Raw genomic sequence first — 1142 nt, 5'->3', positions numbered from 1 at the left:
AAAAGATCAAGGCGTAAAATATAATTTTGATGTCCTTGGTATGCTGGTAGAACACAACGCTGCAGTTTTTTATTTATGGCTCGGCATTTATCCTGATACTAATCCTGTTATTGAAATTCTTCAAGCTCATTTGTAAGAAATATCCAACGCTTCGTCAGTAGTTTTACTATTTACTACAACGCTGTTAGCGGCAAAAATTTATCCAAAAATATTTAATTATTTAAATAAATGAGTATTTTTATTTTCTCAAAAAAGAAAAATTTCTTTTATACGTTAGTCTTTTTTTGGAGATTATTATTCTTCCTCGAAGAACTACTATAAATTTAAACGATTAATCAAGATTGTCCTTTCTGGAAAGGTAACCACGAAGTTACAAGTTATCGGACTTTATCTTATGGAAAGAGAAAGGTCTAAGGATAGAACTGTCTGGTAGGGATCACCAAGGCGGGGTTGGTTATAGCAACCACCCCCCCATTTTTTATTATTAGAGGCCCATTGAGGTAGTCAAGTCCTTTCTTTACTAACGCTTCATCATAACTATACGTCGTCAATAAGCTATCGGTTGAAAAAATTGTAACGAATAAGAACGACAAAGATTGACGAAACTACCGTTAGAAGTACGTAAAAAGTAGTTTTCTAAAAATCCTGCAATTTACTAAATATATCGCATCACATTGCTGCGCGAAATGATTAGTGTAACCATCAAAAAGCACTGACGCCACTAACGCTTGATCGATATTCACAGAATGTTCGTTAAGCAGAAACTGAAGGCTGTGGCTTAACTAATTGCCAGTAGCAGCCTTCAATTTTTTATTACACAGAACTTTCTTTCGAGCGGTAAGTCAATTACTTTTTTAATTTGATCCGCCGTTGTTTGCGAAATAACTTTATTATCAGGTACTTACTGTATTTACCCTTGCAATTCATCCTGAAAATCAGTCAATGAATTTTCAAAATCGAACTCCAATGAAGAAAGCGCAGAAAAGTTACTGTCTGAAATGACATGATTCTGTGGTAGGGATTACGGGCACGAGCGATCGTGCGGGAATTGATTTTATACAATTGTGACTGGATCAAGATCCTCGGCTCTATTCTCTCGAGACGTTTGAATAGTTGACTGGGAAGTCATTCCACTACTTCCA

2 pseudogenes are annotated in these 1142 nt (G+C 35.6%); both read left to right on the top strand.

From position 1 onward, the window contains the following. A pseudogene (locus FIV31_RS07560) lies at positions 1-136 on the top strand (shikimate dehydrogenase); the annotation flags it as partial. An 88-nt stretch (positions 137-224) separates the two neighbouring features. Next, a pseudogene (locus FIV31_RS07555) lies at positions 225-321 on the top strand (hypothetical protein). Positions 322-1142 lie beyond the last annotated feature (821 nt).

This window comes from Coxiella endosymbiont of Ornithodoros amblus (assembly GCF_019425495.1).
Taxonomy (GTDB): Bacteria; Pseudomonadota; Gammaproteobacteria; order Coxiellales; family Coxiellaceae; genus Coxiella.
This window is presented reverse-complemented; position numbering and strand designations above follow the sequence as displayed.